Source organism: Microbacterium sp. NPDC077391 (assembly GCF_040686955.1).
GTDB lineage: Bacteria > Actinomycetota > Actinomycetes > Actinomycetales > Microbacteriaceae > Microbacterium > Microbacterium commune.
In genome coordinates this window covers 730,112-753,731 of sequence record NZ_JBFBMI010000001.1, presented here as the reverse complement: position 1 = coordinate 753,731, position 23,620 = coordinate 730,112, and the positions used below count along the sequence as shown (strand labels likewise).

Here is a 23,620-nt window from a genome sequence, read left to right as displayed (position 1 = left end):
GTTACATTCCGGGGGCCGACACTCCAGATGTCGGACGTTTCGCCATGATCCGTCCGTCACCTGGAGTGTCGGCCCCCGTTTTGCATCCATCCCCATCCCGCAGGATGAGGCGGGTTGTCCACAATCCCCGGTGAACGCGGCCAGGCATGAACGTCGCGTCCCGGATGCTGGGGGCATGTTCGATCCTCTTGATCTGCTCACCCGCCTCGGTGGGCTCGCGCAGGGCACTCAGCTTCAGGACTACGGCGTCACACGCATGCAGCTCAGCAAGGCGGTGCGCGGCGGACGGATCGAGCGGTTGCGCCCGGGCGTCTTCGCGACACCCGCAGCAGCGGGCGATGAACGCGACGCCGCACGGCACGGGGGCGCGCTCACATGCGCCGCCGCCCTGCGGAACCTGGGCGTGTGGGTGATGTCGACGGACGCAGCACCTCATGTCTGGGTCGGCCGCCGTGGACGCGTCTACCCTCATTCCGGATGCCATTGCGTCAGCCACTACTTCCGCAGCGGGCGGGTGCGCTTCGGCGTCGTCGACGTCGAGACCGCCCTTGTACATCTCTACCGCTGCGAGGGTGAGGAGTCGTTCTTCGCCTCGCTCGAGTCGGCGCTGGCGCAGCGGAAGCTCACCCGATCCGCACGCGCACGCGTCCGCGAGGCACTGCCGACGCATGCACGGTGGCTCGTCGACTTCGCCCGTTCGGACGCCGACAGCGGCCTCGAATCGCTGCTGCGGCTGCGGCTGCATCTGCTGGGGATCGCGCTGGATTGTCAGGTGGTGATCGCCGGTGTCGGACGGGTCGACTTCGTCGTCGACGGACGCCTCATCATCGAGGCGGACGGCAAGGAGAACCATGACGGCACCACCATGCGGCACAAGGATCTGGTTCGGGATGCCGCGGCATCCGCCCTCGGATACGAGACGCTGCACTTCGACTACGCCCAGATCATGCACGACTGGGCGACGGTGCAGCGCTCCATCATCGCAGCCCTGAAGCGCACGGCTCAGCGGGCGTGACGTCCGCTGTGGATAACTCCGACGGGGTCTTGCCGATCCGGGTTACCGTGGTGCGGTGACGATGACGACCACCCTTGTGCGCACGGGCTCGGCCCTCGCGGCTGCCGGTCTGCTCGTCGGGATGCTGTCGGCGTGCACCCCGGAAGCGGATCCCACTCCCACACCCACGAAGACCGCCGCCTTCGCCACGGATGAGGAGGCGTTCGCCGCCGCCGAGGAAACGTATCGGGCGTTCATCCGGGAGAACAGCCGCGTGGACGGAAATGAGGATGCACTACTCGGTGGTATCGCTTTGGAAGAACACCTGAAAGCCGAAGAACAGCTCAAGGACGCTGGAGTGCGGGGGATGGGTGAAGCACGGGTGAAGTCGTTTGTCGTCGTACCTTCTTCACTATCGACGGATCGAACGTCGCTCACCGCGGAGGCATGCGTAGATATTTCCGATGTACGAGTCGTCGACGACAGCGGAGAGGATGTCACTCCAAACGGGCGACCGAACATTATCGCCACGCGAGTTGAGATGGAGCTATCGGGTGGTCGGTTCCTGATATTCAAGGACCTAGATAGGGAGAACGAAGAGTGCGCCGGCTAGGTATCGCACTGCTTTTCGGTCTGTTGACCCCGCTTGCGCCTGCACTGATGGCTCAGGCGGACACTCCTTATTGCGCTCCAGCGATTGAGCTCGCTCTCGGCGGGTGCCCGCGCGCCGAGGTTAGCGGCGGCAAAGTCAACGCGGGTGGCTCGATGACTACCCCGGGCGCGGAAAACCGGCAGATCTCGCGTGGCTCCCAGGGAACCAACGCCACGATCGGACTCATAACGCCTGCGCCGCGCACTTTCGAAGAATGTCTGTCGAGCTGGGACTCGATGATCTTTTGCTGGGAGGCCCGATCCGCCGGCGATGAAACGCCACCCGAAGAGGGCGAAGAGTCACCGGGTCTTCCGCCCATCACGATCACGGACCTCGCCAGCTTCTCGCCCGCCAAGGGCACCGTGCTCGGTGAACCGGACAACCTCGGAGTCGCGGGGCTTCCGACGAACTTCGTCACCCAGGCTGAGACACACGTCCGTTCCGGCCAGCTGTTCGGATTCCCCATCGATGTGCGCTTCACACCGGTGTCGTACACCTTCCATTACGGTGACGGGGAGTCACGTACTGCCCCCTCCCCCGGCGCGAGCTGGGAGAGCCTCGGGCAGGCCCAGTTCACCCCGACCGATACCAGCCACACGTACGCAGAACGTGGCACGTACGACGCCACCGTCGACATCGCGTACACGGCGGAGATAGATCTGGGTGTCGGATGGTTCCCGATCGAGGGGCAGCTCGACATCCCGGGTCCGACGCAGCAGATCCGCATCTTCGAAGCGCACACCGCCCTCGTCGCTCGCACCTGCACGGAGCAGCCCTCAGCCCCCGGCTGCTGATCCGACATCCCCTCAGCCGCGTTCACCTCTCGGACTGCGCTCGGCGCACCTCACCGTTCCCCCTTCGCGGCGACAAGCGCGTGCGACGCGGAGAGTGCGCGGCGCTGAGCGCAGTCGCCGCCGAACGCCTGGGCCCAGGATCCTGCCGTGCGCGGGCCCGCCCGGGCATCCGGCCCCCGTCCCGTCCGCCGCAGACCCGCTGAACACGATACGAAGCGGGGGCCGACACTCCAGATGTCGGACGGATTCCCGCGAAACGTCCGTCATCTGGAGTGTCGGCCCCCTGAACGTCAAGGCTCCGCGACGTCACGGCCCGACACGAATGCGCCGGCGAGCGGGCGACCCCGTCAGCTCAGCTCGCCGCCCTCCAGCAGCTCGGTCACGAGGGCCGCGATGGCCGAACGCTCCGAGCGCTGCAGCGTGACGTGCCCGAACAGGTCGTGCCCCTTCAGCGTCTCGATCACGCTCGCGATGCCGTCGTACCGGCCGACGCGCAGGTTGTCGCGCTGTCCGACGTCGTGTGTGAGGATGACCCGGGAGTTCTGGCCGATCCGGCTCAGCACGGTCAGCAGCACGTTGCGCTCCAGAGACTGCGCCTCGTCGACGATGACGAACGCGTCGTGCAGCGATCGTCCGCGGATGTGCGTGAGCGGCAGCACCTCCAGCATCCCGCGCGCCACGACCTCCTCCAGCACGTTGCCCGAGACCACCGACCCAAGGGTGTCGAACACCGCCTGACCCCACGGGCCCATCTTCTCGCCCTGGTCCCCGGGCAGATACCCGAGCTCCTGCCCGCCGACGGCGAACAGCGGGCGGAACACGATGATCTTCTTCTGCTGCTGCCGCTCGAGCACGGCCTCGAGCCCCGCGCACAGCGCCAGCGCCGACTTTCCGGTGCCGGCACGCCCACCCAGCGACACGATGCCGACCTCGGGGTCGAGCAGCAGGTCGATCGCTATCCGCTGCTCGGCCGAGCGGCCGTGCATTCCGAACACCTCGCGGTCGCCTCGCACCAGCCGGTACTCGCCCTCGGCCACGACACGACCCAGCGCCGAACCTCGTTCGGAGTGGATGATCAGGCCGGTGTTCACGGGCATCCCCCGCACCTGTTCACTGAGGCCGACCTCGCTCTCGTACAGGTCGCTCATCTCGTCGCCCGAGAGGTCGAGGGTCGTGATGCCCGTCCATCCGGCATCCACCGCCTGCTCGGCGAGGTACTCCTCCGCCGCCAGCCCGAGGGATGCGGCCTTCACGCGCATCGGCAGGTCTTTCGACACGATTGTGACGTCCTGCCCGTCGGCGGCGAGCTGCGCGGCGGTCGCGAGGATGCGACTGTCGTTGTCGCTGATCCGGATGCCCGCGGGCAGCACCGACATGTCGACATTGCCCAGCTCGACACGCAGAGTGCCGCCGTCGCCCACCTCGATCGGGAAGTCCAGGCGACCGTGCTCGACGCGCAGCTCGTCGAGGTGACGCAGCGCGCGTCGGGCGAAGTAGCCGAGCTCGGGATCGTGACGCTTGCCCTCCAGCTCGCTGATCACGACGACGGGGAGGACGATCGAGTGCTCCGCGAAACGGAACAGAGCCTGCGGATCGCTCAACAGCACCGAGGTGTCGAGCACATACGTGCGAAGAGCCGTGTCATCGTGTGACACGGCTCGGGCTGCTGACGTGGACTGCTGCTGTGCTGTACGTGTGGTCACGATCCACTCCCACTCGGGATGTGCTCCCGGCTCTGCAGAGAGTCGACCAGGGTCACGAGTCGCGATCCTTGAGGCCGACCCGACCGGACACGGTGTCCGATGCCATGAACGTACTTCCGCGGCCGACGCCGCGACAGCAACGGCGTATGGCGTGTCGGCTAAGAGACGGTGAACGGCGCGCGGCCGAATGCAGCGAGCGCGGCGAGCGCGGCGAGCGCGGCGAGCGCGGCGAGCGCGGCGAGCGCGGCGACCAGCTTGTCGAGCCTCGCCCCGCTCATCGTCCGAATCGACGGTCGCGGTCGGCGAAATCGCGGATGGCCCGCAGGAAGTCGACCTCCCGCAGGTCGGGCCCGAGCGCCTCGACGAAGTAGAACTCGCTGTGCGCGCTCTGCCACAGCAGGAAGTCGCTCAGCCTCTGCTCGCCGCTCGTGCGGATGACCAGATCCGGGTCGGGCTGGCCACCGGTGTACAGGTGCTCGCCGATCATCTCGGGGGTCAGCTGCTCGGCCAGATCCTCGAGGGTGCCGCCCGAGGCGTCGTGCTTGCCGATGATGCTGCGCACCGCATCGACGATCTCGTTGCGTCCCCCGTAGCCGACCGCGAGGTTGACGTGCAGCCCGGTGTGCCCGCTGGTGCGCTCCTGCGCCTCCGCCAGCACCCGCGACAGCTCGGGCGTCAGGATGTCGGCGCGTCCGACGTGCTGCACCCGCCATTCGCCATGCTCGGCGAGAGAGTCGGCGAGCTCGGCGATGATCTCGATGAGATCGCGGATCTCCTTCGAATCTCGCTTGAGCAGGTTGTCTGCCGAGAGCAGGTAGAGCGACACGACGCCGATCCCGAGGTCGTCGCACCATCCGAGGAATTCGCGCATCTTGGCGGCCCCGGCACGGTGGCCGGCGGCCGCGCTGTCGAAGCCGAGCTGCCGGGCCCACCGACGGTTGCCGTCGATCATCATGGCGACGTGGTGCGGAGCCTTCGCGACATCGATGCGCCGTCTCAGGCGCCTCGCGTAGAGCCGATAGAGAGGTCCTCGCCCCGAGCTCTCACGTGCAATCACGTGCCTACGCTACCGCCACCCGCCCCGGCCCCGCCGCAGCACTCGGAACATGTACCGCCGACGGCATGCCCGCGTACGTAGAGTGAGCGGGTGAGCACCCGCCCCTCAGATGACGCAGATGTACCCGAGCTGCCCCTGATGGAGGCGGCGGCCATCGATGCCGCGACCGAGGTCAGACCCACCTGGCGAGGCTGGATCCACGCCGGCACCTTCCCTGTCGCGATCGTCGCCGGCGCCGTGCTCATCACCGTCGCCCAGGGGGCGCCTGCCAAGTGGGCCGCGGCGGTCTTCATGGTCACGTCGATGCTCCTCTTCGGCAATTCGGCGCTCTACCACCGGTTCGACTGGGGTCCCACGACGAAGGCTGTTCTCAAGCGCATCGATCACGCCAACATCCTGCTGCTGATCGCGGGCACGTACACGCCCCTGGCCGTTCTCGCTCTGCCGCCGCAGAAGGGCCTGGTGCTGCTGATCGTGGTGTGGAGCGGGACGGTGCTCGGCATCCTGTTCCGCGTGTTCTGGATCAACGCGCCTCGATGGCTGTACGTCGCCTTGTACCTCGCACTGGGCTGGGCCGCGGTGATGTACATGGGCGACCTGCTGCAGGCCAGCGTGGCCATGATGGTGCTCGTCTGCGTCGGCGGCCTGCTGTACACGGTGGGAGCGATCGTCTACGCGATGAAGAAGCCCAACCCCTGGCCGGGGCGCTTCGGATTCCACGAGATCTTCCACGTCTGCACCGTGCTCGCCTTCCTCTGTCACTGGACCGCGTGCCTGCTCATCTCGCTCGACCCGCTCTCGCCCTCGCTGGGCTTCGGCGGCTGACGCGGGATACGCTCGAATTCCGCGTCAGAGCAGAGGAGCGACAATGGCCGAAGTAGAGAGCTTCACCCTGGACCACACCGCCGTGAGCGCACCGTACGTGCGCCTCATCAGCGTCGAGCACGGACCGAAGGGCGACGCGATCTCGAACTTCGACGTGCGGTTCGTGCAGCCGAACGAGGGTGAGATCCCCACGGCGGGTCTGCACACCATCGAGCACCTGCTCGCCAGCGTCGTCCGCGACCGCATCGACGGGCTGATCGACATCTCGCCGTTCGGATGCCGCACCGGCTTCCACGCGATCTTCTGGGGCGAGCCCGCGGTCGCCGACGTCGTCGCGGCGGTGCGCGGAGGCCTCGAGTTCATCGCGAACACGGCCGAGTGGAGCGACGTACCCGGCGTCTCGGCCGTGGAGTGCGGCAACTACCGCGACCACAGTCTGCACAGCGCGAAGGAGTGGTCGAAGACCATCCTCGATCAGGGCATCAGCCTCGACGCGTTCGAGCGCGTCGGCGTGTGAGTCGAGCCGACCTCAGCGGCTGCTCTCGTCGCCGTCGGCCTGCTCACGCAGCGCCGCCTCTTCGGCATCCAGCTCTGCGCGCACCTCTTCGCGGTAGCGGACCTTGCGGATGCGGCGGTTCATGTCCCAGATCAGCAGCACCACGGCCGCGACGATGATCACGATGATCGCGAAGCCCGCGAAGCCGGGGGTCACCGAGTTTGGGTCGACCGTCATCGACGGCGTCGGCATCGGGGTTGTCTCACCGAACAGGATCATGGTCCGCCTTCTCCTCGCAGGTCGAATAACCTGGAAGTCCAGCCTATCCGCCGTCCACACCAGGGAGAGACGTGACCACCGCACGCGAGCTCGATGAGCGATACGGTCGCACGCCCCGGCGACGCCTCCCCTGGATCGTCTTCGGCGCGGCCGCCGTGGCCGCCGTCGTCGCCCTGGGCTGGACGGTCGTCGCGCAGCAGATGAGCGCGGTGGATGCCGACGATCTGGGCTTCACCGTGGTCGACGCCCACAGCGTCGACCTGCGTTTCCAGTTCACCGCACCGCAGGGCGCGGACGTCGCGTGCGCGGTGGAGGCGCTCGACGAGGAGTTCGGAGTGGTCGGCTGGAAGTTGATCGAGATCCCCGGCGGCGAGCATCACACGAAGGGCGTCGCCGTCAGGATCCCGACCGTCGCCGAGGCGACCACCGGTTTGGTGAAGGCCTGCTGGGTCGCCTAGAATCATCCGAAAGATGATCGACGCCCTGGCCGACGCCGGGGCGTCTTGCATATCCCACGGGTCGCCGGACGGCCCGACATCCCCGAAGCCCCTGAAGGGGCCCGCAGCGAAGGAGCAGGCTGTGTCCACAGACGCTCAGGTACCTTTCCTCACGCAGGAGGCCTACGACCGGCTCGTCGAAGAGCTCGAGCACCTCTCGACGGTCGGCCGTGAGGAGATCGCCGCCCGCATCGAAGCGGCCCGCGAAGAGGGCGACCTCAAGGAGAACGGCGGATATCACGCCGCGAAGGACGAACAGGGCAAGCAGGAGGCGCGCATCCGCACCCTGCAGCAGCTGCTGAAGACGGCGAAGGTCGGCGAGGCGCCCACCAGCCGCGGCATCGTCGAGCCCGGCACGGTCGTCACGGCGATCGTCGCGGGCGATGAGGAGGTCTTCCTCCTCGGCAGCCGCGAGATCGCCGCCGGCGGCGAGCTCGACGTGTACAGCGAGGCGAGCCCGCTCGGCCAGGCCATCATCGGCCTCAAGGTCGGCGAGAAGTCGAGCTACGAGGCGCCCAACGGCCGCTCCATCACCGTCGAGATCACCGGAGTCGAGACCTACACCGGCTGATCTCCGCACACGCAGAACGGCGGGACACTCCAGGGCGTCCCGCCGTTCTGCGTCTTCGCGGCTCAGTCCGGGACGACAACCGGGGCGAAGCCCGCCCGCCGCAGCGTCTCGAGCGCGAGCTCGGTGTGCTCGGGTCCGCGGGTCTCGATCGAGAGCTGCAGGATCATGTCGCTGATCTGCAGACCGTGCCCGTGACGGGTGTGCAGCACCTCCATGACGTTGGCCCCGGCCTGCGCGAGCAGATCCGACACCTTCGCCAGCTGACCGGGCCGGTCGGGAAGCGGTACGCGCACGGTCGCGTATCGACCGGATGCCGCCAGACCGTGCGCCACGACCCGCTGCAGCAGCATCGGATCGATGTTGCCGCCCGAGAGGATCGGCACGGTCACGCCCGTGTCGCGCACCTTGCCTGCGAGGATGGCGGCCACGCCGACGGCGCCGGCGGGCTCGACGACGACCTTGGCGTGCTCGAGGAGCACGAGGAGGGCGCGGGCGATGTCGTCCTCGCTGACCGTGACCACCTCGTCGACGAGCTCGCGGATGATCTCGAACGGCACGTCTCCCGGTCGCGCGACGAGGATGCCGTCGGCGATCGTCGGATGCGTCTGGATCTCGACGGGGCTGCCGGCCTCGAGCGACGGTGGCACCGCCGCGGCGTTCGCGGCCTGCACGCCGATCACGCGTACGGTGCGACCGGTCGCGGCGGCGGCGGCCTTGACCGCAGCGGCGACACCGGCGATCAGCCCGCCGCCGCCGATGCCCATGATCACCGTGTCGACGTCAGGGACGTCCTGGATCACCTCGAGACCGAGCGTGCCCTGGCCCACGACGATGTCGCGGTGGTCGAAAGGGTGGATGAGCACGGCACCGGTGCGCTCGGCGAACTCCGCCGCGAGGCGCAGCGAGGTGGCCACCGTCTCCCCCTCGAGCACGACCTCGGCGCCGTAGCCCCGGGTGGCGAGCAGCTTGGGCACCGGGACGCCGAGCGGCATGAAGATCGTCGCGGGTATGCCCAGCATCTGAGCGGCGAGTGCCACGCCCTGCGCGTGGTTGCCCGCCGAGGCGGCCACCACACCCCTGGAGCGCTCCTCCTCCGTCAGACGCGACAGACGGTAGGTCGCTCCGCGGATCTTGAACGACCCGGTTCGCTGCAGGTTCTCCATCTTGAGCATCACGGGTGAGCCGAGGATCTCGCCGAGCGCCCGCGACAGCTCGGTCGGGGTGCGGGAGATCACTCCGGAGAGGCTCTCCGCCGCGGCGGTGAACTCCTCAAGGCTCGGGATGGCGGCGACGCCGGGGACCAGGGTCATCGATTCCTCCTCTGCCGCTCGCGCGGCACTGTGCTCCAGATGAGATCTTCGGGTGCGGGTTCACGCCCGGTGCGCCACGCGCCCGAGCCGATGGTGACGGCCGCGACGTTGACGAATGCGGCCAGCGGAACCGCGAACAGCGCTCCCGGGATGCCCGCGATCATCGCTCCACCCGCCACCACGAGCACCACCGCCAGGGGGTGCACCTTGACGGCCGAGCCCATCAGGATCGGCTGCAGGATGTGACCCTCGAGCTGCTGCACCAGCAGCACCACGCCGAGCATGAGCAATCCGACCACCGGGCCGTTGTACACCAGAGCGAGGAACACCGCCACTGCTCCGGTGACCACGGCGCCCACGATGGGCACGAACGACCCGAGGAAGACGAGCACGGCGACGGGGATGGGCATGGGCACCCCCAGAAGCGCGGCACCGACGCCGATGCCCACCGCGTCGATGGCGGCGACGAACATCTGCGTGCGCGCGTAGTCGACCACCGTCGCCCATCCGTTGCGGGCCGCCGCATCGGCCGCAGGGCGTGCCATTCGCGGGAACAGCTTGAGCGTCCACCGCCAGATACCCGCGCCGTCGGCGAGCAGGCAGATGAGGATGAACAGCGACAGCAGCGCGCCGGTGACGATGTGCGCGGCTGTTCCGGTGACGGCGAGCGCGCCGTTCAGCAGCAGATCGGCCTGCTCGTTCAGCAGGCCCATCCCCTGCTGGATGTAGCCGTCGATCTGCGCTTCCGTGAGATGCAGCGGACCGTCGAGCAGGAACGTGCGCACCTGCTGGATGGCATCCGTCGTCTTGGCCTGCACGTCGGGAAGCTGAGTGCGCACCTGCCAGATCACCAGCCAGAACAGCCCTGTGACCACACCCAGCGCCCCCAGAACGGTCACCGCGATCGCCAGCCAGCGCGGGAAGCGGGCGCGCAGCATGAGCTGGAAAGCCGGCCACAGCAGCGCGGTGATCAGGATGCCGACCAGGAGGGGGATGACCAGGAGCTTGAGCAGCATCACCAGCCAGATGAACAGTGCGATCAGGCCGGCGATGACCAGCAGGCGCCAGGCGTAGGCCGCGGTGACGCGGAGGGGGGCCGGCACGGCGTCGTCAGCCGTGGTGGTCACCGTGCGGTCGAGCACGGGCGGCTGATATCGGAAGGGATTGCGGAACCTCGGCCTGGGGTCGTCGCTCATTGTGTAATTCTACGTACGGTGCGAAACGCCCTCGCACCCGATGTCGGCGCCTGCGGCTACTCTGGCGCAGTGACGGCTGCCTCCTCGACCACCCTCAGCGCCGCCGAGGCGCGGCGGATGACGCTCGCGGCGCAGGGATTCTCCCGGCGTCGACCGGATGCCGTGAGCGCCCACCACCTGCACCGGACGATGACGCGGCTCGGCGTGCTGCAGATCGACTCGGTCAACGTGTTCGCACGTTCGCACTACATGCCGATGTTCTCCCGGCTGGGCTCGTACGACCCCGCGCTGCTGGATCGCACCGTCATCTCGCGCACGACCCGCTACGTGGAGTATCTCGCTCACGAGGCCACGTTCATGCCGGTCGAGGACTGGGCCCTGTGGCGCTTCCGCATGCAGGAATGGCGCGAGCGAGCGGAGCGACCGGGCGGATGGGGGCGGGTGCACGCCCGCACCCTCGACTGGGTGCGCGACGAGCTGCGTGCCCGCGGCCCGCTTCGCCCGGCGGATCTGCGTGACGACGCACCCCGCGAGCGCGGCTCATGGTGGGACTGGGACGAGGCGAAGATCGCGCTCGAGCACCTCTGGCGCTGCGGAGAGGTCGCGATCGCCGGCCGCATCGGGTTCGAGCGGCGCTACGGTCTGGCGTCGCAGATCATTCCCGACTCGATCCGCGAGGTGATCGTCCCGCGTGACGCGGCCGTGCGCGAACTGGTGCGGCGGGCGGCGCGATCCTACGGCGTCGCGACGATCGCCGATCTGAACGACTACCACCGCCTGCGCGATCAGGCGGGGGTGCGGGCGGCGGTGGCCGACCTGGTCGACGCGGGCGAGCTGGAGCCGGTGTCGGTACGCGGCTGGGAGCGCGGGGGCAGGGCGATCCCCGCGTGGCGGCATCGAGACGCGGTGCTGCCCCGCCGCATCGATCGGTCAGCACTGCTGACCCCGTTCGACCCCGTGGTGTGGTTTCGGGATCGGGCGCTGCGCGTGTTCGACTTCGACTACCGCATCGAGATCTACGTTCCCGCGGATCGGCGCCGCTACGGCTACTACTCCCTCCCGATGCTCGTCGGCGACAGCGTCGTCGGACGGGTGGATCTGAAGGCCGACCGGCTCGCGTCGACCCTGCGCGTGCAGTCGGCGTGGTGGGAGCAGCACGCGCGGCCCAGGGCGGATGCCGAGCGGGTGGCCGAGGAGCTGGTGCGCGCGGCCCTGTGGCAGGGTCTCGAGCGGATCAGCGTGTCGGGCTGGGGCGATGCCGCGAACGACCTGGCGCACGCCCTGCACGGCGCCGAGACGTCGGTCGAACGACACGTGCATCCGCGGGAATGACGAACGCCCCGGCGTGTGACGGGGCGTTCGGCGGTGATGGCGTCAGAACTGCACGCGCGGCGGTTCGGAGATCGCGCCGTCGTCGTTGACCTCGAAGAACTCCCGTTCGGTGAAGCCGAGGCCACGGGCGAAGAGATTGTTGGGGAACACCTTGATCTTGGTGTTCAGCTCGCGCACGCCGCCGTTGTAGAAGCGGCGGGCGGCCTGCACCTTGTCTTCGGTGTCGACGAGTGAGTGCTGCAGCTGCAGGTAGTTCTGGCTGGCCTGAAGCTGCGGATACGCCTCGGCGACCGCGAACAGGCTGCGCAGCGCCTGCTGCAGGTGGCCCTCGGCCACACCGGCCTCGGCGGGTCCGGACGCGGCGAGCGTCTCGGCTCGCGCCCTGGTCACGCCCTCGAAGACCTCTTTCTCATGGGCGGCGTAGCCGCGCACGGTCTCGATCAGGTTGGGGATGAGATCGGCGCGGCGCTTGAGCTGCACGGCGATTCCACTCCACGCCTCGTCGACGCGCATCTTGAGCTGCACCAGCGAGTTGTACGTGGACCACAGGTAGATGCCGACGAGCAGCAGCACCCCGACGACGATAAGTACCGGCCACAGCCATTCCATGCACAGCCCCCTCTTGAACCGAGATCCATCCTATGCGCGGATCACTGCGCGTCGGCTGGACGACAGGCCGGGCTCAGGCCCCGAGGATCCGCTCGAGGTGCCGGTTGCCGAACAGCCGGTCGGGATCGAGGCGGTCGCGCAGGGCGACGAAGTCGTCGAACCTCGGGTAGCGCTCACGCAGCTGCGCGGCGCTCAGGCTGTGCAGCTTGCCCCAGTGCGGGCGACCGCCGTGGTCGAGCATGATCTGCTCGACGGCGTCGAAGTACTCGCGCGGATCGACCCGCCAGTAGCGGTGCACGGCGATGTATGCGCTGTCGCGGCCGGATGCGGTCGACAGCCACAGGTCGTCGGCCGCGGCGAAACGCACCTCGACGGGGAACTCGATGCGCCACCCGCGGGCGGTGATGAGCCGGCGCAGCTCGTCGAACGCCGAACCGACGTTCTCGGCCGGCAGGGCGTACTCCATCTCGCGAAAGCGCACGCCACGGTGGTGCACGAAGACCCGGTGCGATCGATCCGCGTAGTCGGCATCGCCGGTCACCTTCGCCGCGAGCCGGTTGAACGGCGGGATCACGGCCGGCACCACTCGGCTCACCGCGCAGAACGCGCCGAACACGCCGTTCGCCAGCACTCTCTCGTCGAGCCAGCGCTGCACGGGCGGGAGGGGACGCCGCGGTGCCGATTCCGGCAGGCGCGTCTGCGTCTTCGTCAGTGCGACGTCGGTGTGCGGATGCCAGTAGAACTCGAAGTGATCGGCATCCGCCACCCGCTCGCCAAGCGATGCGAGCGTCTCGTCGAGGGGCAGCGGAGCGTCCTGCGCGTGCATCACGAACGCCGGCACGCACTGCAGCGTGACCTCGACGACGATGCCGAGGGCTCCGAGACCCACCACGGCGCCCTCGAGCAGGTCGCTGTTGTGCTCCTCGTCGATGCGCAGGAACTCGCCGGCCGCGGTGACCAGCGTGAGTCCGCGCACCTGGGTGCCGATACCGCCGAAGCGGGCGCCGGTGCCGTGCGTGCCGGTCGAGATCGCGCCGCTGATCGACTGCCGGTCGATGTCGCCGAGGTTCTGCATGGCCAATCCGTGCGGTTTCAGCAGCGCGGGGATGCGATGCAGGCGCGTGCCCGCGAGCAGGCTCACGCGGCCCGTCTGCGGGTCGGCCGAGACCAGCCCCTGCAGATCATCGAGCTCGAGGAGCACACCGGGGGCCGCCGCGATCCCGGTGAAGCTGTGCCCGGCGCCGACGGCCTTGACGGTGAGCCCCTGGGAGGCTGCTGCCACCACCGACCGCTGCACGCCCTCGGGCGAGCGTGGACGCTCGACGCGCACGGGTCGCACCTGCGCGGTGCGACCCCAGTTCTGCCACGTTCCGCCCGGTCGGGTCATAGCAACGCCTTCCCTTCGCCGCGATACGTCGGCAGCTCGCCGACCACGGTGCCGTCCGAGACGAGATGATACCGATCGATCCGCTCGGCCGGCTCGCCGCTCTTCGCGTGCCGGAACCAGACCCGATCGCCGACACGCAGATCCTCGGCGGCAGCTCCGCGCAGCGGCGTCTGCACCTCCCCCGCGCCCTCTCGGCCGAGCGTGCGCAGTCCTGACGGCCACACCGGCAGCGGCTGACGGGAGGTCACGGCAGGACCCGACGCGATCCAGCCCCCGCCCAGAACGGTCGCGATGGCCTGTGTCGGCTTGCGGACCACGTCGAGGGCGAAGGATGCCGCCGGCGCCGGCTGGAACGAGCGATACCCGTCGAAGAGGTGACCGGCGAGCAGGCCGCTGCCCGCGGTCGCCTCGGTCAGCGACTCATCGCTTCCGGTGAACTCCAGCGACCCCGTCCCACCCCCGTTCAGGAACTCGAGCGGAGCGATCTGGGTCATCGCGTCGGCGATCTCGGCGCGGCGCCGGCGCAGCTCGTCGCGCGAACGCGCCTGCACCATGCGGATCACCGGGGCGTCGGGCCCCGCGGCATCCCCCTGCCCTGCGATCTGCGCCTCGTACACCTGCAAGCCGACGAGCCGGAAGCCGGGGCGGCGCACGATCTCACGGGCGAAGGCGGCGACCTGCGCCGCCGAGTGCAGCGGAGACCGGCGCACGCCGACATGACCGAGGGACGACGAGCGCAGCGACGCGTCGACGTCGATCGCGACCCGCACCTCGGGGCGCGAGGTGGGACCCGCCACAGAATCGATCACGTCGAGATGGGCGGAGTCGTCGACCATCAGGGTGATGCGTGACGCCGCGCGCTCGTCCGCGAGCAGGCGGGCCAGTCCGGCGCGGTCGACCGTCGGATAGCCGAGCACGATGTCGTCGTAGCGCTCGGCCAGCCAGAGCGCCTCCGCGAGGGTGAAAGCGAGGAGTCCGCGGTAGCCGGGGATCTCGAGCACAGCATCGAGAACGGCTCGCACCCGCACGGACTTCGTCGCGACCCGGATCGGGAGGCCTCCGGCGCGCACCAGCAGGTCCATCGCGTTGTGTCGGAGCGCCTCGCGTTCGATCACCGCCACGGGGGCGGGGAGATGCGCGGTCGCGTCGGTCAGCGCTGACCAGAAGCGGTCGGGGGAATGCCAGGGCGCATCGGAATCGGATGCCGGGCCGTGGCCTGCGGTGAGATCGAGCACTCCCCCACCCTACGACTCGGGTGACGCGTCGATAGGGTGAATGCAGGCCCCCATAGCCCAATGGCAGAGGCAGGCGTCTTAAACACGCTTCAGTCTGGGTTCGAATCCCAGTGGGGGCACGCAGTGACCCCACTGGGTGAGAAGCAAGAAGGCCCGTCCGGGATCCGGACGGGCCTTCTCGTGCTGCGGATCAGGCGTTGGTCTCGACAGACGCCTTCTTCGCCGGAGCCTTCTTCGCCGCGGGCTTCTTCGCCGCGGGCTTGGCTGCGTCGGCCTTGGCCGCGGGCTTCACGGCATCCGCCTTCGCGGGCTTACCGGCGTCCGACGTGGCGGCGCCCTTCTGCGCGGCGGGTGCGGCGGCCTCTGCGACCGCGGGGCGCGGCCGCGCCGCGAACTCCTCGAACGCTGCACGCGGGTGCTGCACGGCGGCGAGGTTCGCGAAGTCGCGTCCCAGCCACAGGTTGTTCCACCAGCCCCAGAGCACGCGCCACTTGCGCTCCCACGTCGGCATGGCGAGGCCGTGGTAGCCACGGTGCGCCACCCACGCGATGAAGCCCTTGAGCGCGATCTTGCCGGACTGGAAGACGCCGTTGTAGAGGCCGAGGCCCGCCACCGCGCCCAGGTTCTTGTGGAAGTAGTCCTTCGTCCCCTCGCCGCGCAGCACGGCGACGAGGTTCTTCGCCAGCAGCTTGGCCTGACGCACGGCGTGCTGCGCGTTGGGCACGCAGGTGCCGTCGGGAAGGCCACCGGTCTTGTCGGGGACGGCGGCGACGTCGCCGGCCGCCCACGCGCCCTCGACGGGGTTGCCGTCGGCGTCGACGACGCGCAGGTCGGCCTGCGCCGAGATGCGTCCGCGCTGCTCGGTCGGCAGGTCGCCGCCGCGCACGACGGTCGGGTTGGCCATGACGCCGGCGGTCCACACGATCAGGTCGGTGGGGATGACCTCACCCGTCGACAGCTCGACGTTGCCGTCGACGGCGCTGGTCACCTGGGTGTCGAGGTGGATGAACGCGCCGCGCTTGCCGAGGTCCTTCATGACCCACTTGCTGGTCTCGAGCGAGACCTCGGGCATGATGCGACCCATCGCCTCGATGAGGTGGAAGTGCGTGTCGTCGAACGACAGCTGCGGGTACTTCGAGATCAGCGACGACGCGAACGAGCGCAGCTCGGCGAACGCCTCGATGCCGGCGAAGCCGCCGCCGACGACCACGACGGTCAGCAGGCGGTCGCGCTCGGGGCCGGCCGGGATGGCCGCGGCCTTGTCGAAGTTCGACAGCAGGCGGTCGCGCACGGCGACGGCCTCCTCGATGGTCTTGAGGCCGATCGCGTTGTCGGCGATCCCCGGGATCGGGAAGGTGCGCGACACGGCACCGGCGGTGACGACGATCTGGTCGTACGCGAACTCGTACGGCTCGCCGACCGGCGGGGTGATCGTGGCGACCTTGTTGGCGTGGTCGATGCCCGTCACCTTGGCGGTGATCACGTTGGTCGTCTTGAGGTGACGACGGTGCGTGACGACCGCGTGACGCGGCTCGATCGATCCGGCTGCGACCTCGGGCAGGAACGGCTGGTACGTCATGTACGGCAGCGGGTCCACCATCGTCACGTCCGCCTCGCCCTTGCGAAGGTGCTTTTCGAGCTTCCAGGCGGTGTAGAAACCGGCGTACCCTCCACCGACAATCAGAATGCGGGGTGCAGTGCTGTTCTGAGGCACAGGGGGACAACTCCTCGTCGTCAGGGTGTGGGAGTGCGTCTACCGCGCTCCGATCGGATGCGCCGGGCAGCTGCGGTGACGCCAAGCGCTACCAGGATACCAGGCACCGTGAGGGCCAACAGCGGCAGGGTACCGTATCGCAGCGACTCCTCGGTCGGGAGCAGCGGCGACGCGGCCTCGACGGACCGTTCGACCGGCGGGAGCGGCGGCACGGCGACCGGGGTCGCGGGCTGCTCTGGCACCGGCTGCTCGGGAGCATCGGCACGGCGGTAGACCCGGATCCACTCCTTCAGGTCGCCCATCGGATTGCTCGAGACGCGGGGAATGGATGCCGTGACCGCGGCCTCGGCATCGAGCAGACCGTAGCCGTAGAGCGGGTCGGGGGTGCGCGCCATGTCGGGCACGGGCTGCGCAGTCCTGATCAGGCGGTTGATGACGTTGGCCGCATCCAGATCGGGATGCGCTGCGCGCACCAGCGCGGCAGCACCCGCGACGATCGGGGCGGCCCCGCTCGTGCCGTCCCACGACCGCAGGGTGCCGTCGGCCGAGACGCCCAGCAGCGACTCGCTCGGCGCCGAGATGCCGATCGTGATGCCCTGGGTGGATGCGCCGCGGCTGGCGACCCCGGTCTGGTCGACGCCGCCGACGGTCAGCACACCCGGAATCGTGGCAGGCGCGCCGATCATCGAGGTGCCGCTGCCGCGGTTGCCGGCGGCGACGATCACCACGACGTCATGCTCGAACGCGTACAGGAACGCCTCGTCCCAGCTGCGATCCCAGTCGAGGGTGTTGGTGGTGAAGGAGAGGTTGATGACGTCGGCGTCGTGGTCGACGGCCCACTTCATCGCCTCGACCACCTGGTCGACGAACGGCTTCGTCGACGCGGAGCCGGGGAAGCCGAGCGAGACCGACAGCAGCTGTGCCTCCGGTGCGACGCCGATCATCCCGGTGCCGTCGGGGTTCCCGCGTCCGGCGGCGAGGGAGGCGACCCACGAGCCGTGGTTGGGATCGCGCACGCCGACCGGGGTGCGCCCGTCCGCACTGCCGACGCCGGACACGTCGGTGCCGTCGGCCACCGCGCCGTCGAAGATCACCGGCGGCTTGCCGATGCCGGTGTCGATGACCGCGATCTTCACGCCCTTGCCCCTGGTCACGTTCCAGGCCTGCCGGATCCCAGCACCGTCGAGCCAGTACTCCATCGCCCGGGCGGGGTCGTTCGGGTCGTCGGGGATCGGTGGCGCGGCGGGCGTCGCCGTCTCCGTGGGCACCTGCAACGTCGACGTCGACGTCGCCGAGGCGGCGGAGGCGGGTGCGGGCACGGCCGCGAACACCGCGGATGCCGCGATCGCCGCTGTCACAGCGACGCCACGCAGCATCCGAGCGGCCGTCATGACGCGCGGTCCGCCAACGCGGCGCCGGGGTCGACGCACGCGCATCGCTCGGGCGACCAGGAGGAGCGCTCCAGCGCGGCATCCCCCACCGGGTTCACACCCGGCCCCGCGGCCAGAGCGTGCCCGGCGAGAGCGTGCAGACACTTCACGCGCGTCGGCATCCCCCCGGCCGAGATGCCGTCGATCTCGGGCACCTCGCCGAACTGCGCGCGGTCGGCGAGGTACGCCTCGTGCGCGCGGCCGTAGGCTGCGGCGACGTCGTCGTCCTCCTCGAGCATCCGAGCCAGCTCGGGCATCACCTGCGTCGCCTCGAGGGTCGACATCGCGGCGGTCGCCGCAGGGTGCGTCAGGTAGTAGAACGTCGGGAAGGGCGTTCCGTCGTCGAGACGGGGCGCCGTGGCCACCACGGTCGGGTTGCCGCAGACGCAGCGCGCGGCGATGCCGATGACGCCGCGGGCGGCACGGCCCAGCTGACTCGAGACCACATCGATCTCTGCAGCGGTGGGCGTCGGGAAGGGAGGTGTCGTCACCCCACCAGGGTACGGGAGGTCACTGTGACAGACCTCAGCCCTGCGGAGTCGGCGCCTCGACGGCCGTCTTCGCGAGCCCTGCGGAGGTCAGCCCGCGCAGCAGCTGCGGCATCCAGTCGGCCGGGCGCTCCTCGAGCTGGGCGCTGACCTCCTGCTGCTCGGGCGGCAGGTCGGCGGGATCCAGATCGTCGTCGACGAGGTAGACGACCTCGCCGGGCTTGACGTAGTACAGCCGCTCACGCGCCTGGGTGGTGATGTACGCCGGGTCGTCCCATCGATCGCGTTCGCGCTCGAGATCGGCGATCTGCTCCTCGGTCACCTGCACCGAGTGCTCGAGCGCGGCGATCTTCTGCTTCTGGCCGAGATAGGTGCCGATGGTCGGCACGAGCACCCAGGTGCCGAGCACGACCAGCGAGAGCATGATCACGGCGAAACCCGACAGGCGGATGCCGCTCGCCCACTCCCTCACATCGACCGTGCGTCCGCCGGACGCGCGCGAGGAGGGTGACGACGCGGGCACGGACGCCGAAGGAGGAGGAGCGGGTCGTCTGGCCATGCTCCTCCTCCTTCGTCCGTTCAGATCAGCGCGCGCTCCGGCTCACGCCTGGAAGCGCGGGAAGGCCGACGCACCCGCGAAGACCGCGGCGTCGCCCAGATCCTCTTCGATGCGCAGAAGCTGATTGTACTTCGCGACGCGCTCGCTGCGTGCGGGCGCACCGGTCTTGATCTGACCCGCGTTGGTCGCGACGGCCAGATCGGCGATCGTGGTGTCCTCGGTCTCGCCCGAACGGTGCGAGAGCATGGCCGTGTAGCCCGAGCGCTGCGCGAGGCTGACCGCGTCGAAGGTCTCGGTCAGGGTGCCGATCTGGTTGACCTTCACGAGCAGCGAGTTGGCGACACCGCGCTTGATGCCGTCGCCGAGGCGCTCGGGGTTCGTGACGAACAGGTCGTCGCCGACCAGCTGCACCTTGCTGCCGAGGGCCTCGGTGAGCAGCTTCCAGTTGTCCCAGTCGTCTTCGGCGAGGGCATCCTCGATCGTGACGATCGGGAAGTCCGCGACGAGGCCCTGGTAGTACTCGATCAGCTCGGGGCCGGTCCAGTCCTTGTTGTCGAGGCGGTAGACGCCGTCGCTGAAGAACTCCGTCGCGGCGACGTCGAGGCCGAGCGCGATGTCCTTGCCGGGGGTGAAGCCGGCCTTCTCGATCGCCTTGATGAGGAACTCGAGGCCCTCGCGGTTGCTGGGCAGGTCGGGGGCGAAGCCGCCCTCGTCGCCGAGACCGGTGGCGTAGCCGGCGGCCTTCAGCTCGCTGCGCAGCACGTGGTAGGTCTCGACGCCCCAGCGCAGCGACTCGGAGTAGGTGTCGGCGCCGATCGGCGCGAGGAAGAACTCCTGCATGTCGATGCCGTTGTCGGCGTGCTCGCCGCCGTTGATGACGTTGAACAGCGGGACGGGCAGCAGGTGCGCGTTGGGGCCGCCCAGGTAGCGGAACAGCGGCAGGTCGGCCGAGTCGGCGGCGGCCTTGGCCACGGCCAGGCTGACGCCGAGGATGGCGTTGGCGCCGACGCGCTTCTTGTTGTCGGTGCCGTCGACCTGGTTCAGGATCTCGTCGACGATGCGCTGCTCGCTCGCCTCGACGCCCTCGATGGCGGGGCCGAGCTCGTCGATGACGGCCTCGACGGCCTTCAGGACGCCCTTTCCGCCGTAGCGGCCCTTGTCTCCGTCGCGCAGCTCGTACGCCTCGAACGCTCCGGTGGATGCGCCGGAGGGGACGGCGGCGCGCTGGACGACACCGTCATCGAGGAGCACCTCCACCTCGACGGTCGGGTTTCCGCGCGAGTCGAGAATCTCGCGTGCGCCTACAGCCTCGATCAGTGCCACAGAAGTGCTCCTTCGAAAGGGAGGGAAGGGTGGTGGTGGAGCGACGTCGATCCGCGCTTCAGTCTAGCCGTGCCCGTCCTCGCCCCTCGGGCGGATGTCAGACGATCAGCGCGAGCGCCACGCCGTCCCATCCCTTGACGCCCACGGTCTGCAGCGCGGTCGCGTCGAAGCGGGGGTCCTCGGCCAGCATCCGGAGCGCCTGCTGCGTGCCGATGACCTTCGAGTCGGCGGTCTCGGCGTCTACGATCTCGCCGTCGCGGCCGATGTTGTCGAGGATGACGACAGTGCCCGGATGCCCGAGTCGCGCCGCCCAGTCGAGGTAGAGCGTGTTGGATTCCTTGTCGGCGTCGATGAACACGAGATCGAAGCCGCCGACGAGCGTGGGCAGCACGTCCTCGCCACGCCCCACGCGGATGTCGACGCGATCGCCGACACCGGCGGCGTCGATGCTGGCGCGCGCGACCGCGGCGTTGACGTGTTCGGCCTCGATCGTGACCACCCGACCCTGGTCGCCCACGGCCCGGGCCATCCAGATGGTCGAGTACCCGCCGAGCGTGCCGACCTCGAGCACGCGCCGTGCGCCGCTCATCCGCACCAGCAGATTCAGCAGCTTGCCCGCGACCGGTGCGACCTCGATGTCGGGCATGCCCGCCGCCTGCTGCGCAGACAGAGCGCGCTCCAGGGCGGGGTCGCGCCCGACGAGCAGGTCGGAGAGGTACTCGTCGGCGGCGCGCCAGGCGTGCGGGGTGGATTCGACCATGCCCCCAGCCAAGTCGCCGTGCGCGCCGAGGTCAAGGGCGCGACGCGGCGGCCGGCCCGGAGGGCGGTGTCGCGAGAGCCGGCTGCCGGCGGAACTGACCCGTGACCAGCAGCACGACGGCCACCAGAGCGCATGCGATCCACCCCGACGCGCCCAGCACGGACGCGAGCGCCGGATCGGGACGGGTGCCGGCAGCGAACAGCAGGGTGGGCAGGCCGGCTGCCGCGTTGAGGGCGCCGTGCGCGAAGACGGGCGGCCACACCGACCCGGACCGCAGACGCAGCCAGCCCAGCAGCACTCCCCATGCCAGGCATCCGGTGGTCATCAGCAGCACTCCGGTGATGTCGGTGCGCGCGAAGTTGTACCCGAGCAGGATGATCGGCGCGTGCCAGATCCCCCACACGGCGCCGCTGATGAGCAGGGCGGGCCAGGTGCCGTACCGACGCAGGGCCGGAAGGAGGAACCCGCGCCAGCCGATCTCCTCGCCGAACGCGGCGACGGCGTTCACGGTGGCCGCGGCGACGGGCATCGCCAGCAGCTGCGCGATGACGAGCAGGCCGACGGGCGGAAGTGCGGCCGCTCCGGCGGGACCTGATTGCAGCACCTCCGCGAATCCCGAGAACGTCACGAGATCGAGCGTGATCCAGCCGCAGACGACGGCGACGGCGAGGGAGAGCGCCACCACCCCGATCGTGCCGAACAGTGCGATGATGCTCATGCCCACCACGCGTCTCGCCGGGCGCAGCGGCCACATGCCGAGGAGGCGGAGTCGCCGGCCGCGTGGCACGGGCCGGAGCACGAGCAGCACCCCGAGCACCGCGGCCGCGGGCGTGTACATTATCAGCGGCAGCAGCAGCCCGGCGAGCGGCGACGCGAGGCCGCCGCCCAGCCACAGCGGCAGTGCCACAGCCCACGCCAGTCCGAGCGCGAGCACGATGAACGCGACGATGGCCGTGCGGCCCACCTCGGGCATCCGGTCGGTCGGCTGATCCGTCATCTCGATGCTCCTCCGCTCAGGCCTCTGCTCGGCGCTCGAGGTGCGCCTGCAGGGTCGCCGCGGCCGTCTCGGCACCGTCGACGGTGATCACGACCGCGCCCGCGCCTCGGCGGTCGACCTCGATCGCGGGTCCGGTGCGCAGCACGATACCGGTGCGGCCGTCGAGACCGACCCGCCACCCCGTGCCGCCGAACTCGGCGAAGGGGTGGCATTCGATCGCGCGCACGCCGGTGATCTCGTCGAGCGGCACGTGCAGCCGCGGGAATCCCAGCTGGGAGCGCACGTGCAGCCCGTCCGCGCCGACGCGCACGCGGAACGATGCCGTCGCCGCGAGGGCGAGACCGACCACGGCCAGCACGAGCAGCGATATCCACGCGCTCCCGGGCGCCTGCAGCAGCATCACCGCGGTCACCCCGATCAGGACGACGCAGGCGAACCCGACGATCAGGAGGCCGCCGCGCGCCATCCTCGCCGTGCCCATCCAGACCACCCGCTCCCCCGCAGAGATCGACGGCAGACGCGTGGTCTTCAGCGTCACGGGCCCGGTCGCCTCGACGTCGGGCTGCAGCACCCAGCCCGCGGCGGAGAGGATGAGCAGAGCGCAGAACGCGCCGACGAGCACGGGCAGCACGTCGGTCGCATCGGCGGCGTCGGACAGGCCACGCTGCATCCACGTCGACCCGGTCGTCGTCACGGCGCTGAAGCCCGAGAGCCCGAGCGCGAGCGCTCCCAGGAACCGTGCTGTCACACCCCACTGCTGTCGCGCCATGGTGAGCGTGACCGTCACCAACAGCAGCGGAAGGCCGAGTCCGATGCCGATGGCGAGCCAGAGGTAGGTCACGGGCGGTCCGTACCCGTCGACGCCGCCGGCTCCCCAGTGGGTCGCCGCGGGGTCGGGCAGCTCGGGCATCCAGACGGCGATCAGCGCGACCGCGACCGCGGTGAAGACGGCCGGGATGACGAGGCCGACGACGGTGAGAGCCCGTCGGGCTCGCCGCACGTCGGCGGCGGCGTCGATCTGCGTGCCGGGTGTGGTCATGATTCCATCTCCTTGATGAGTGCGGCGAGGGTGGCAGGGGCGACACCGAGATCGGCGCCGCGGCGCACGAGCGCCGTGATCTCGCCGGCGAGTTCGGCGAGCGGCGCGGCCGAGGCGGAGATCATCGCACCCCGCCCCCGGCGCAGCTCGACGAGGCCCTCGTCGCGCAGCTCCTGGTAGGCGCGAAGCGCCGTGTGCACATTCACCTCGATCGCATCGGCCAGGTCGCGCGCGGCGGGCAGCCGGTCGCCGGGGCCCAGGCGCCCGGCGAGCACCTCCCCGCGCACCGATGCGGCGATCTGCTCGAACAGCGGGCGAGGGCTGTCGGGGTCGACTCGGATGAGCATGTGCACCTCCCTTTCGCATTATTCTA

General features: G+C 69.6%; 25 protein-coding genes and 1 tRNA gene. 9 read left to right on the top strand and 17 right to left on the bottom strand.

Translation table 11 applies throughout. The features are described from left to right. Positions 1–175 precede the first annotated feature (175 nt). Genes AB0O65_RS03400 through AB0O65_RS03390 form a run of 3 tightly spaced genes read left to right on the top strand, consistent with a single transcriptional unit; the run spans position 176 to position 2,440 of the window. Complete coding sequence (locus AB0O65_RS03400) at positions 176–1,015, top strand: DUF559 domain-containing protein (protein WP_363383070.1); 840 nt, start codon at positions 176–178, stop codon at positions 1,013–1,015. Between the two features lie 55 nt (positions 1,016–1,070). Beyond that, positions 1,071–1,607: a hypothetical protein gene (locus tag AB0O65_RS03395; protein WP_143187235.1), complete on the top strand. Its 537-nt coding sequence runs from the start codon at positions 1,071–1,073 to the stop codon at positions 1,605–1,607. Positions 1,608–1,654: 47 nt separating this feature from the next. After that, a complete protein-coding gene (locus AB0O65_RS03390; protein ID WP_143187234.1) occupies positions 1,655–2,440 on the top strand; it encodes a hypothetical protein in 786 nt (261 codons plus the stop codon). A gap of 347 nt (positions 2,441–2,787) precedes the next feature. Here AB0O65_RS03390 and AB0O65_RS03385 read toward each other — a convergent pair whose 3' ends face one another. Further along, on the bottom strand, positions 2,788–4,095 hold the full coding sequence (locus tag AB0O65_RS03385) for a PhoH family protein (protein WP_256221143.1): 1,308 nt from the start codon (positions 4,093–4,095) through the stop codon (positions 2,788–2,790). 322 nt (positions 4,096–4,417) lie between these two features. Next, positions 4,418–5,197, bottom strand: a complete 780-nt coding sequence (locus AB0O65_RS03380) for an isoprenyl transferase (RefSeq protein ID WP_071644623.1) — start codon at positions 5,195–5,197, stop codon at positions 4,418–4,420. A 141-nt stretch (positions 5,198–5,338) separates the two neighbouring features. Here AB0O65_RS03380 and AB0O65_RS03375 point away from each other — a divergent pair, with 141 nt between their 5' ends. Continuing rightward, entirely contained in the window at positions 5,339–6,025 is a 687-nt protein-coding gene (locus AB0O65_RS03375; protein WP_363383525.1) for a hemolysin III family protein, read from the top strand. Between the two features lie 43 nt (positions 6,026–6,068). Continuing rightward, a complete protein-coding gene (locus AB0O65_RS03370) occupies positions 6,069–6,542 on the top strand; it encodes an S-ribosylhomocysteine lyase (protein ID WP_071644589.1) in 474 nt (157 codons plus the stop codon). 12 nt (positions 6,543–6,554) lie between these two features. Here the strand turns inward: AB0O65_RS03370 and AB0O65_RS03365 are convergent, their stop codons facing one another. After that, the gene (locus AB0O65_RS03365; protein WP_071644588.1) at positions 6,555–6,800 is read right to left on the bottom strand and encodes a hypothetical protein; all 246 of its coding nucleotides are present in this window, start codon (positions 6,798–6,800) and stop codon (positions 6,555–6,557) included. 71 nt (positions 6,801–6,871) lie between these two features. On the opposite strand from AB0O65_RS03365, the gene AB0O65_RS03360 reads away from it, so the two are divergent. After that, entirely contained in the window at positions 6,872–7,258 is a 387-nt protein-coding gene (locus AB0O65_RS03360; RefSeq protein ID WP_363383067.1) for a DUF4307 domain-containing protein, read from the top strand. 121 nt (positions 7,259–7,379) lie between these two features. Next, a complete protein-coding gene (gene greA / locus AB0O65_RS03355) occupies positions 7,380–7,868 on the top strand; it encodes a transcription elongation factor GreA (RefSeq protein WP_071644622.1) in 489 nt (162 codons plus the stop codon). Positions 7,869–7,930: 62 nt separating this feature from the next. On the opposite strand, the gene ilvA is transcribed toward greA, so the two are convergent. Next, positions 7,931–9,178: a threonine ammonia-lyase gene (gene ilvA, locus AB0O65_RS03350; RefSeq protein ID WP_071644586.1), complete on the bottom strand. Its 1,248-nt coding sequence runs from the start codon at positions 9,176–9,178 to the stop codon at positions 7,931–7,933. Beyond that, complete coding sequence (locus tag AB0O65_RS03345) at positions 9,175–10,374, bottom strand: AI-2E family transporter (protein ID WP_071644585.1); 1,200 nt, start codon at positions 10,372–10,374, stop codon at positions 9,175–9,177. Before AB0O65_RS03345 ends, ilvA begins: the two co-directional genes overlap by 4 nt. 69 nt (positions 10,375–10,443) lie before the next feature. Here AB0O65_RS03345 and AB0O65_RS03340 point away from each other — a divergent pair, with 69 nt between their 5' ends. Next, positions 10,444–11,706 (top strand): crosslink repair DNA glycosylase YcaQ family protein, encoded by a 1,263-nt coding sequence (locus AB0O65_RS03340; protein WP_313477631.1) that lies wholly within the window; start codon positions 10,444–10,446, stop codon positions 11,704–11,706. A gap of 42 nt (positions 11,707–11,748) precedes the next feature. On the opposite strand, the gene AB0O65_RS03335 is transcribed toward AB0O65_RS03340, so the two are convergent. The 3 genes from AB0O65_RS03335 to AB0O65_RS03325 form a co-directional block, all read right to left on the bottom strand. After that, positions 11,749–12,315, bottom strand: coding sequence for a LemA family protein (locus tag AB0O65_RS03335; protein WP_363383062.1), 567 nt, complete (start codon positions 12,313–12,315; stop codon positions 11,749–11,751). 73 nt (positions 12,316–12,388) lie between these two features. Further along, positions 12,389–13,702, bottom strand: a complete 1,314-nt coding sequence (locus AB0O65_RS03330; RefSeq protein WP_363383060.1) for a D-arabinono-1,4-lactone oxidase — start codon at positions 13,700–13,702, stop codon at positions 12,389–12,391. After that, entirely contained in the window at positions 13,699–14,937 is a 1,239-nt protein-coding gene (locus AB0O65_RS03325; protein WP_363383057.1) for an amino acid deaminase/aldolase, read from the bottom strand. The genes AB0O65_RS03330 and AB0O65_RS03325 overlap by 4 nt, the downstream gene beginning before the upstream one ends. 46 nt (positions 14,938–14,983) lie before the next feature. Between AB0O65_RS03325 and AB0O65_RS03320 the strand changes: the two genes are divergently transcribed. Beyond that, positions 14,984–15,056: transfer RNA gene (locus AB0O65_RS03320), tRNA-Leu, on the top strand. Between the two features lie 71 nt (positions 15,057–15,127). On the opposite strand, the gene AB0O65_RS03315 is transcribed toward AB0O65_RS03320, so the two are convergent. From AB0O65_RS03315 to AB0O65_RS03275, 9 genes are all read right to left on the bottom strand, one after another. Next, the gene (locus AB0O65_RS03315) at positions 15,128–16,651 is read right to left on the bottom strand and encodes an FAD-dependent oxidoreductase (RefSeq protein ID WP_363383054.1); all 1,524 of its coding nucleotides are present in this window, start codon (positions 16,649–16,651) and stop codon (positions 15,128–15,130) included. Positions 16,652–16,671: 20 nt separating this feature from the next. Beyond that, positions 16,672–18,042 carry a S8 family serine peptidase gene (locus AB0O65_RS03310; RefSeq protein ID WP_363383051.1) on the bottom strand — a complete coding sequence of 457 codons (1,371 nt, stop codon included), beginning with the start codon at positions 18,040–18,042 and terminating at the stop codon, positions 16,672–16,674. Next, a complete protein-coding gene (locus AB0O65_RS03305) occupies positions 18,039–18,572 on the bottom strand; it encodes a DUF501 domain-containing protein (RefSeq protein WP_071644578.1) in 534 nt (177 codons plus the stop codon). The genes AB0O65_RS03310 and AB0O65_RS03305 overlap by 4 nt, the downstream gene beginning before the upstream one ends. 34 nt (positions 18,573–18,606) lie before the next feature. Further along, a complete protein-coding gene (locus AB0O65_RS03300; protein ID WP_191711941.1) occupies positions 18,607–19,128 on the bottom strand; it encodes a septum formation initiator family protein in 522 nt (173 codons plus the stop codon). Between the two features lie 42 nt (positions 19,129–19,170). Continuing rightward, positions 19,171–20,451 (bottom strand): phosphopyruvate hydratase, encoded by a 1,281-nt coding sequence (eno, locus tag AB0O65_RS03295; RefSeq protein ID WP_313477621.1) that lies wholly within the window; start codon positions 20,449–20,451, stop codon positions 19,171–19,173. Positions 20,452–20,548: 97 nt separating this feature from the next. Further along, positions 20,549–21,211 (bottom strand): O-methyltransferase, encoded by a 663-nt coding sequence (locus AB0O65_RS03290; protein ID WP_191711942.1) that lies wholly within the window; start codon positions 21,209–21,211, stop codon positions 20,549–20,551. 31 nt (positions 21,212–21,242) lie between these two features. After that, positions 21,243–22,208, bottom strand: coding sequence for a CPBP family intramembrane glutamic endopeptidase (locus AB0O65_RS03285; protein ID WP_363383047.1), 966 nt, complete (start codon positions 22,206–22,208; stop codon positions 21,243–21,245). 16 nt (positions 22,209–22,224) lie between these two features. Then, a complete protein-coding gene (locus AB0O65_RS03280) occupies positions 22,225–23,247 on the bottom strand; it encodes a DUF1648 domain-containing protein (RefSeq protein ID WP_363383044.1) in 1,023 nt (340 codons plus the stop codon). Further along, positions 23,244–23,594 carry a GntR family transcriptional regulator gene (locus AB0O65_RS03275; RefSeq protein WP_071644572.1) on the bottom strand — a complete coding sequence of 117 codons (351 nt, stop codon included), beginning with the start codon at positions 23,592–23,594 and terminating at the stop codon, positions 23,244–23,246. Before AB0O65_RS03275 ends, AB0O65_RS03280 begins: the two co-directional genes overlap by 4 nt. Positions 23,595–23,620: the final 26 nt, after the last annotated feature.